6 protein-coding genes are annotated in these 8,453 nt (G+C 70.2%); 4 read left to right on the top strand and 2 right to left on the bottom strand.

Translation table 11 applies throughout. From position 1 onward, the window contains the following. Both VGF12_RS10880 and mutL read right to left on the bottom strand, forming a co-directional pair. Positions 1–271 (bottom strand): hypothetical protein (locus tag VGF12_RS10880; protein ID WP_414710061.1); only part of this gene is annotated, 271 nt, incomplete at its 3' end. Positions 272–283: 12 nt separating this feature from the next. Further along, entirely contained in the window at positions 284–2,155 is a 1,872-nt protein-coding gene (mutL, locus tag VGF12_RS10875) for a DNA mismatch repair endonuclease MutL (protein ID WP_331176057.1), read from the bottom strand. 58 nt (positions 2,156–2,213) lie between these two features. On the opposite strand from mutL, the gene VGF12_RS10870 reads away from it, so the two are divergent. From VGF12_RS10870 to VGF12_RS10855, 4 genes are all read left to right on the top strand, one after another. After that, the gene (locus tag VGF12_RS10870) at positions 2,214–2,861 is read left to right on the top strand and encodes a DedA family protein (protein ID WP_331176056.1); all 648 of its coding nucleotides are present in this window, start codon (positions 2,214–2,216) and stop codon (positions 2,859–2,861) included. A 67-nt stretch (positions 2,862–2,928) separates the two neighbouring features. After that, entirely contained in the window at positions 2,929–6,279 is a 3,351-nt protein-coding gene (locus tag VGF12_RS10865; protein ID WP_331176055.1) for a S41 family peptidase, read from the top strand. Next, a complete protein-coding gene (locus VGF12_RS10860) occupies positions 6,276–7,025 on the top strand; it encodes a hypothetical protein (protein WP_331176054.1) in 750 nt (249 codons plus the stop codon). The genes VGF12_RS10865 and VGF12_RS10860 overlap by 4 nt, the downstream gene beginning before the upstream one ends. A gap of 24 nt (positions 7,026–7,049) precedes the next feature. Continuing rightward, positions 7,050–8,441 (top strand): cache domain-containing protein, encoded by a 1,392-nt coding sequence (locus VGF12_RS10855; protein ID WP_331176053.1) that lies wholly within the window; start codon positions 7,050–7,052, stop codon positions 8,439–8,441. Positions 8,442–8,453 lie beyond the last annotated feature (12 nt).

The raw sequence follows: 8,453 nt of genomic DNA, 5'->3' as shown, positions 1-8,453 counted from the left end.
CGCCGTGCGGCGCCTGCGGCCGCTCGCTCTTGAAGGCAGTGCCGGTCTTGGGGCGGGCCGGCCGCTCCTCGCGCGCGGGCGCGGGGCGTTCGCGCTTTTGTTGGGCCTTCTGAAACTGCGCCTCGCGCTCGGCCCGGTCGGCCTGGGCCTTGGCCAGCGAGGTGCGCGGCTTGGAGACGCCCTTGCCCCGCAGAGGGGCGCGCATCTCGCCCTCGGCAGTGCGGGTCTTGGCGGCGGGCTTGGGCTTGCCCTTCAGGGTGATGGTGGCCATCTTGTTCTTCTTTCAGCGGCCGCGCAGGAACAGGGCGTCCAGCTCTTTCATGTCGAGCTGGCGCCAGGTCGGGCGGCCGTGGTTGCATTGGTCGGCGCGTTCGGTGGCTTCCATGTCGCGCAGCAACGCGTTCATCTCGTCCAGCGTGAGCTGGCGATTCGCGCGCACGGCGCCATGGCAGGCCATGGTGGCGAGGATTTCGTGCTGAGCGCGCTCCAGCACCGAGCTGGCGTCGAACTGGGCCATCTCGGCCAGCAGCTCGCGCGTCAGCGCGACGAGGTCGGAGGCCGCGAGCAGGGCGGGGCGGGAGCGTACGGCCAGCGTGCGCGCGGACAGGGGGGCCACGTCCAGTCCGAGCTGGGCCAGCGTCGTCGCATGCTGTTCGGCCGCGGCGACCTCCTCGGCCGTGGCCGCGAAGCTGACCGGGATCAGCAGCGGCTGGCTCTCGATCTGCGTCGCGCCCAGCCTGGCCTTGAGGCGTTCGTAGACGACGCGCTCGTGGGCGGCGTGCATGTCGACGATGACCAGACCCTGCCGGTTCTCGGCCAGGATGTAGACGCCCTGGATCTGCGCAATCGCGCGGCCCAGCGGCCAGTCCTCGTCGGGCAGCGCGGGCCGGAGCGTGACGGTGGGCGCGGCCAGGGCGGCCCCGGCGTGAGCGGGGGCCGCGGACTCGTCGGGCTCGGCGGGCTCGGCCGGCCGCCACAGGGCCTCGTGCTGCACCAGCGACAGGCGCACCTGCTCGGCCGTGGCCGGCACCGGCGGCACGTAGGTCACCGGGGCCTGGCGGGGTTCGGCGACGTAGAGGGTGGCGGCCGTCGTGGGCTCGAATGCCAGCGGCGCCATGACCGATTCGACGCCGGCGGCCTCGGCGCTGCGGGACTGGGCCAGCGCGTCGATGAAGGCGCGGCGCACGCTCTGGTGGATGGCGCGCCCATCGCGGAAGCGCACCTCGATCTTGGTCGGGTGCACGTTCACGTCGACCAGCTCGGGCGCGATCTCGATGAACAGCACGTAGCTGGGCTGGCGCTGGCCGTGCAGCACGTCCTCGTAGGCCGAGCGGATGGCATGGCTGATGAGCTTGTCGCGCACGTAGCGGCCGTTGACCCAGACGTACTGCTGGTCGGCCCGCGAGCGCGCCGCCTCGGGCAGGCCGGCACGGCCGCTCAGCGCCAGCGGGCCGGCACTGTGCTCGAAGGCGCGGCTGTCCTCGTTGAAGTCGGCGCCCAGCACGTCGGCGATGCGTTGCTCGCTGGATGCGGGGCGCCACTGGTCCACCAGCTTGCCCTCGTGCCAGATGGCAAATCCCACGTCCGGCCGCGCCAGCGCGTGGCGGCGCACCGCCTCCACGCAGTGGGCCAGTTCGGTGGCGTCGGTCTTCAGGAACTTGCGGCGGGCGGGCGTCGAGAAGAACAGCTCGCGCACCTCGACGCTGGTGCCGCGGGAGCGGGCGGCGGCGGAGAGCTCGCCGCTGCGGGCGTCGATGCGGTGGGCATGGGCGGCATCGGCGGTGCGGCTGGCGATGGCCATCTCCGACACCGACGAGATGGCAGCCAGCGCCTCGCCGCGAAAGCCCATGGTCGCGACCGACTCCAGCTCGTGGAGCGAGGAGATCTTGCTGGTGGCGTGGCGCTTGAGCGCCAGCGGCAGCTGGGTCACGGGGATGCCGCAGCCATCGTCCTCGACGACGATGCCGCGCACGCCGCCGGCCATCAGCTTGACGAGCACGTTCTTCGCGCCGGCGTCCAGCGCGTTGTCCACCAGCTCGCGCACGACCGAGGCCGGGCGCTCGACGACCTCGCCGGCGGCGATCTGGCTGATCAGCTCGTCGGGCAGTTCGCGGATGGTGCGGGGCGCAAAGACTTCGGGGAGCGGCGAATCCATCCGGGCGATTATCGACGCCCCCCGGGCTGTCATCGACGCGTCTGGATAATGCCGCGCCATGGACCTGCTGCACTTTCTCGTCGACTTCATCCTGCACGTGGACAGGCACCTGGCCGACTTCGTCCAGGCCTACGGCACCTGGGTGTACGCCCTGCTGTTCCTGATCATCTTCGTGGAGACCGGCGTCGTGGTGATGCCGTTTCTGCCGGGCGACTCGCTGCTTTTCGTCGTCGGCGCCATGTGCGGCGTCGGGCTGATGGACCTGGGGCTCTCCATGGCCCTGCTGACGGCGGCGGCCATCCTGGGCAACCAGAGCAACTACGCCATCGGCCGCTATTTCGGGCCCAGGGTGTTCCAGTGGGAGCAGTCGCGCTTCTTCAACAAGGCGGCCTTCGACAAGGCGCATGCCTTCTACGAGAAGTACGGCGGCTTCACCATCGTGGCGGCGCGCTTCATGCCGTTCCTGCGCACCTTCGCGCCCTTCGTGGCCGGCGTGGCGCAGATGACGCGGCGCAAGTTCACCTTCTACGACGTGACCGGCGGCACGCTGTGGGTGTGCGGCATCACCTTCATCGGCTACGTGTTCGGCAACGTGCCCTGGGTCAAGCAGCACCTGGACAAGATCATCTGGGCCATGATCCTCATCCCCGGCCTGATCGTCATTGCCGGCGCCCTGCGCGGCAAGATCAAGCGCAAGCCGGGCTGACTGACTTTCGGGCCAGGCCCGGCATGGGTCTAGAGTCACGGGCTTTTCGTGACTGTCGGAGATCCCGATGACCCTGTCCCGTACTGCCCTGGCCCTGGCCTGTGCCTGGATGACCTCCGGCCTGGCCCAGGCCGCCGATCCGACGCTGATGCTGCGTCAGCCCGCCGTGTCCAAGGACCATCTCGCCTTCGTCTATGCGGGCGACCTCTGGCTGGCGGACCGCAACGGTGGCAATGCCCGGCGGCTCACGAGCCACGCGGCATCGGAGTTCGCACCGCGCTTCTCGCCCGACGGCCGGCAGATCGCGTTCTCTGCCAGCTATGACGGCAACACCGACGTCTACGTCATCGGCCTGGACGGCGGCGCCGCGAAGCGCCTGACCTGGCACCCGGGTTCGGACGTCGTCAGTGGCTGGAGCCCGGACGGCAAGCGCGTGCTGTTCGCGTCGCCGCGCGAAGTGCTGAACAACCGCAGCAACCAGCTCTACGAAGTCAGCGTCGACGGCGGCTACGAGAAGCAGGTCATGAAGGCCGTGGCCTGGGAGGGCGCCTGGTCAGCCGACGGCAAGCAACTGGCCTACCGCCCGTACAACGCGGCCCATGTGGGCGTGAGCGGCTGGCGCCAGAGCCGCGGCGGCACGACGCCACCGGTGTGGATCATGGACCTGGCCAGCCAGAAGTGGCAGGAGATCCCGCACGTCAACGCGACCGACTCCGCGCCGGTGTGGGCGGGTGGGGAGGTGGTCTTCATCTCCGATCGTGCGGACGGGGCCGCCAACCTGTTCGCCTTCAATCCGGCGACGAAGTCGCTGCGCCAGCTCACGAAGGAGACTCAGTGGGACGTGCGCAGCGTCGACGCCGTCGGCACGACGCTGGTCTATGAGTCGGGCGGGCGCATCAAGCAGATCGAGCTGGCCGGCGGCGAGCCGCGCGTGCTCGACATCCGCCTCACCGGCACGGTGCCCCAGGCCCGGACGCAGTGGAAGGACGCCGGCAAGACGCTGACTCAGGCCCGTCTGTCGAGCACCGGCAAGCGCGTGGTGGTGAGCGCGCGGGGCGAGGTGTTCACGGTGCCGGTCAAGGAGGGCACCGTGCGCAACCTGACCGAGACGGCCGGCGTGCGCGAGAAGGATGCGCTGTGGAGCCCAGACGGCCAGCGCGTGGCCTACATCTCCGACGCGCCGGGCATGCGCCACGAGCTGGTGCTGCAGGGCCAGACCGGCCTGGGCGCCAAGGAGCGCTTTCTGCTGCCCAACGCGGGTTATTTCACGCTGATGGACTGGTCTCCGGACGCGCAGCAACTGGTGCTGCAGGACAACCATCTGAACCTCTATCGCGTCAGCCTTGCCGCGGGTGCGTCCCGGGGGCAGCTCACCCGGATCGCCACCGACGTCCGCCGCTTCGGCTCCGACGGCTTTGCAGTGTCCTTCTCACCGGACAGCCGCTGGCTGGCCTTCACGACCTCGGGCGACAACTACTTCGGCCGCATCGTGCTGCACGATCTGGCCAGTGGCCGCAACCACACGGTGACCGACGGCCTCGCCCATGCGGGCAATCCGGCCTTCTCGGCCAAGGGCGACTACCTCTACTTCACGGCGTCCATCAACTCCGGCCCCAGCCGGGTCGAGCTGGACCTGTCCACCCAGGAGCGTCCGCGCCGTGTCGGCCTGTACGCGCTGGTGCTGGCGGCGGACGGCAAGTCGCCGCTCGCCCCCAAGGCCGGCGACGAGGAAGCGAAGAAGGACGACAAGAAGGAGGAGAAGAAGGACGACAAGGCCGACAAGGCCGACAGGAAGGACGACAGGAAGGCCGACGCCAAGAAGAACGACAAGCCCAAGGGCGACCCGGTCAAGCCCGTCAGGATCGACCTCGACGGCCTGGCGGATCGCCTGGTGGCCTTGCCGGTGGCCGAGCGCAACTACGACAGCCTGGCCGTGGCGTCCGACGGTGCCCTGTACTACCTTCAGCACCCGCAGCCCGGTGTCAGCAACGAGCTGCCGCAGGCCGAGCGCCACGCGACCGCCGAGCTGTGGCGCTTCGACTTCGAGGAGCGCAAGCCCAAGCTGCTGCGCAGCGGCATCGCAGAGTTCTCGCTCAGCGAGGACCACAAGAAGCTGTTGCTGACCGTGGCGGGCGGCAAGCTCGAGGTGGGCGACGCGAACGACAAGGGGGACAGCAAGCCGCTGGACCTGTCCGGACTGCGCACCCGCGTCGACCCCAAGGCCGAGTGGAAGCAGATCTTCGACGAGGCCTGGTGGATGGAGAAGGAGTTCTTCTACGACGCCGGCATGCATGGGCTGAACTGGCAGGAGGTCTACGACCGCTACCTGCCCCAGCTCGCCCATGTGCAACGCCGCGAGGACCTCAACGACCTGCTGGTGCAGATGATCGGCGAGCTGCAGGTGGGCCACAACCGCACCGGCGGCGGCGACGTGCACCAGGAAGCGCCGGTGGCCGTGGGCCTGCTGGGGGCGGACTTTGCCGTCGAGCAGGGCCGCTATCGCATCGCCAAGCTCTACGCCGGCGACCGCCTCAGCCCCAGTCTGCGCTCGCCGCTGAGCGTGCCGGGCCTGGGCGTGAAGGAGGGCGACTTCCTCCTTGCCGTCAACGGTCACGAGCTGGATGGCAAGACCAACCTCTACGCCCTGCTGGAAAACACCGTCGGCAAGCAGGTCGTCCTCGCCGTCGCGCACGACGCCGCCGGCAAGGGGCGCCGCGACGTCACGGTCGAGCCCATCGCGAACGAATCGCTGCTGCGCCGCTGGGCGTGGATCGACGGCAACCGCAGGAAGGTCGAGCAAAAGAGCGGCGGCAAGGTGGCCTACGTCTACATGCCCGACACCGCGGGCCAGGGCTACGAGCACTTCAACCGCATGTTCTTCGCGCAGATCGACAAGCAGGCGCTGATCGTGGACGACCGCCGCAACGGCGGTGGCCAGGCTGCCAACTACGTGACGGAGCTGTTGTCGCGCCCCTACCTGGGCAGCTGGAAGGACCGCGACGGCCTCGTCTTCGACACGCCGGGCGGTGCGATCTACGGCCCCAAGGCCATGCTGATCGACCAGGACGCCGGCTCGGGCGGCGACTTCATGCCCTACGCCTTCAAGCGCGTGGGCCTGGGGCCGCTGATCGGCAAGCGCACCTGGGGCGGCCTGATCGGCATCTCGGCCAATCCGCCGCTCGTGGATGGCGGCTTTCTCACCGTGCCTTACTTCCGCTTCTACACGCCGGAAGGCGAGTGGCGCATCGAGAACGAGGGCGTTTCGCCGGACATCGACGTCGAACTCGACCCGGCTGCCGTCAACCGGGGCGAGGACACCCAGCTGGATGCCGCGATCGCCGACGTGATGAAGCGGCTGGAAGGCTGGAAGCCCGTCCAGCGCAAGGCAGCGCCAGCTGCTGCGACACTGGGGCGATGAAGACGACTGCCCGCTTGATGCTGTCGGCCCTGTGCCTGGGGGCAGGGCTGCTGGGCGGCCTGGACGCGTCGGCCACGACGCCCGGGCCCACCCGGGTCATCCAGTGCCCCGGCTCCGCCGAGCTGCGGCAGGCGCCCAGCATCAATTCGGGCAATACCTTCGGGGCGACGTTCTGGACCGATGGCTACATGGTGGCCCCCATGCTGCCGCAGTTCCCGGCCATCACGCGCTGCACGACCGACGGCCCCTTTTTCTGGGTGTCGTCGGCCCAGGTTGTGGGCCGTTTCCAGCCTGGGCAGCGCCATCCCGCCCCGCCGCAGGCCTGGCTCGACGCCCCCGTCGTCCGGGCGCTGACCGGGGACGAGTTCCTGCAGGCCATCGCTCAAGGCCTGGGCGAGACGGCGGACCGGCTCAGCCACCTGCGCCACCGCGTCTGGTGGGAGGCCAACCACGCCCATCGGCGGGCCACCGAGGTGCAGGATCCGACATCGGAGAGCGACTTCCCGCCGGGCTCGGCGACGCGCGCCAATCTGGAGGCCCTGCTGGCCTCGCTCGAAGAGTCCGACCCCGAGCAGTTGCTGACCAAGATAGAAGCTTTGCGTGAACTCGCCCGCTTCGACGAGGCCGATCGACTGCTCGCGAGCGCAGCGCTCCAGGATGGACCGCTGCAACCCTGGGTCCGGCTGATCCGCGAGCGCGTGCGCCTTCGCGACGCGCGCGTGACCCGGCTCAAGACCGAGCGCTGAACCGCCCCGCTGAGCGACACCGGCATGGCGCTTCGTGACCTCGCCCGCCGCATGGCCCTGCGCGACCTGTCGCTGCGCGCCAAGCTCGTGCTGCTGGCCCTGCTGCCGCTGCTGGCTTCGCTCGCGCTGATCGCGCTGGCCGTGCGCCAGCAGGAGAGCGCGCTGGCCGCGCGCGAGCATGCGCTGGTGCGCGCCAGCTACATGGACGCGCGGCGCACCGAGCTGAAGCACTACGTGGACCTGGCCGTCAGCACCATCAAGCCGCTGCTGGGCCAGCCGGGCGGGCGGGAGCAGGCGCTGGCCATCCTGCGATCGCTGGACTACGGGCGCGACGGCTATTTCTTCGTCTACTCGCTCAGCGGCCGCGTGCTGATGCACTCGCGCCAGCCCGAGCTGGTCGGCCAGGACCTGTGGGAGCTGCGCGACCCGCAGGGTCGGCCGACCATCCAGCAGCTCATCGCCCAGGCCAAGGCCGGCGGCGGCTACGTGGACTACCTGTGGCGCAAGCCGTCCAGCAGCCTGCTGGCGCCCAAGTTGGGCTATGTCGTGGCCGTGCCGGAGTGGGACTGGATGCTGGGAACGGGTCTCTATCTGGACGGCATCGAGGCGACGATGGCCGAGTTGGAGCGCGGCGCCCGCCAGAACATCACGGCCACCATGTTGTGGGTGGGGGCGGTGGCCATCTTCGGCGTGGCCCTCATCAGCGCCGGCGCGCTGGTGCTCAACCTCAGCGAGCACCGCAGCGCGGAGGCCAAGCTGCGCGCGCTGGCGCGCGAGGTCGTGCAGAGCCAGGAGGATGAGCGCGCTCGGCTGGCCCGCGAGCTGCACGACGGCGTCAGCCAGGCGCTGGTGGCGACCAAGCTGCTGATCGAGTCGGCCCAGTCGGAACCGGCCTCGGCCGGGCGGCTGCAGGAGCTGGCGTTGAAGCGGCTGAACAGCACGCTCTCGGAGGTGCGGCACCTGTCGCACGCGCTGCGACCCGCGCTGCTGGACACGCTGGGGCTGCCGGCGGCGCTGCAGCACCTTGCGGCGGAGTTCGACGCGGCCGGTGGCACGCATTTCCAGGCCAGCGTGGAGGGCGACGAGGTCGACCTGCCCGAGGCCGTGAACACGGCGCTTTTCCGCATCGCCCAGGAGGCGCTCAGCAACGCGGCCCGCCATGCCCATGCGACGCGGGTGGGCGTGCTGCTGCGCTTCGAGCGCGATGGCGGGCTGGCGCTGGAGATCCACGATGACGGCCAGGGCTTCGACGCCGATGCGGCGCAGGCCGTGGCCGACCAGGGGCTGGGCCTGCGCAGCATGCGCGAGCGCGCGGCGGCCCTGGGCGCCCGGCTGGGGCTGCTCACGTCGCCCGGGCTGGGCAGCCGGCTGACGGTCAAACTGGGGGGCGCCGAGCTGCGCCGTGCCGCCGTATGAACACGCCCATCC

Source organism: Roseateles sp. (genome assembly GCF_036404855.1).
Lineage (GTDB): Bacteria > Pseudomonadota > Gammaproteobacteria > Burkholderiales > Burkholderiaceae_C > Pelomonas.
The sequence above is the reverse complement of the archived record's forward strand: the minus strand, read 5'-3'. Positions and strand labels throughout refer to the sequence as shown.

What these genes read in the sequence shown, in the direction of transcription:
- VGF12_RS10855 (WP_331176053.1), top strand. Translation starts at nt 7,050, where the DNA reads ATGGCGCTTCGTGACCTCGCCCGCCGCATGGCCCTGCGCGACCTGTCG.
- VGF12_RS10870 (WP_331176056.1), top strand. Translation starts at nt 2,214, where the DNA reads ATGGACCTGCTGCACTTTCTCGTCGACTTCATCCTGCACGTGGACAGG.
- mutL (WP_331176057.1), bottom strand. Translation starts at nt 2,155, where the DNA reads ATGGATTCGCCGCTCCCCGAAGTCTTTGCGCCCCGCACCATCCGCGAA.
- VGF12_RS10865 (WP_331176055.1), top strand. Translation starts at nt 2,929, where the DNA reads ATGACCCTGTCCCGTACTGCCCTGGCCCTGGCCTGTGCCTGGATGACC.
- VGF12_RS10860 (WP_331176054.1), top strand. Translation starts at nt 6,276, where the DNA reads ATGAAGACGACTGCCCGCTTGATGCTGTCGGCCCTGTGCCTGGGGGCA.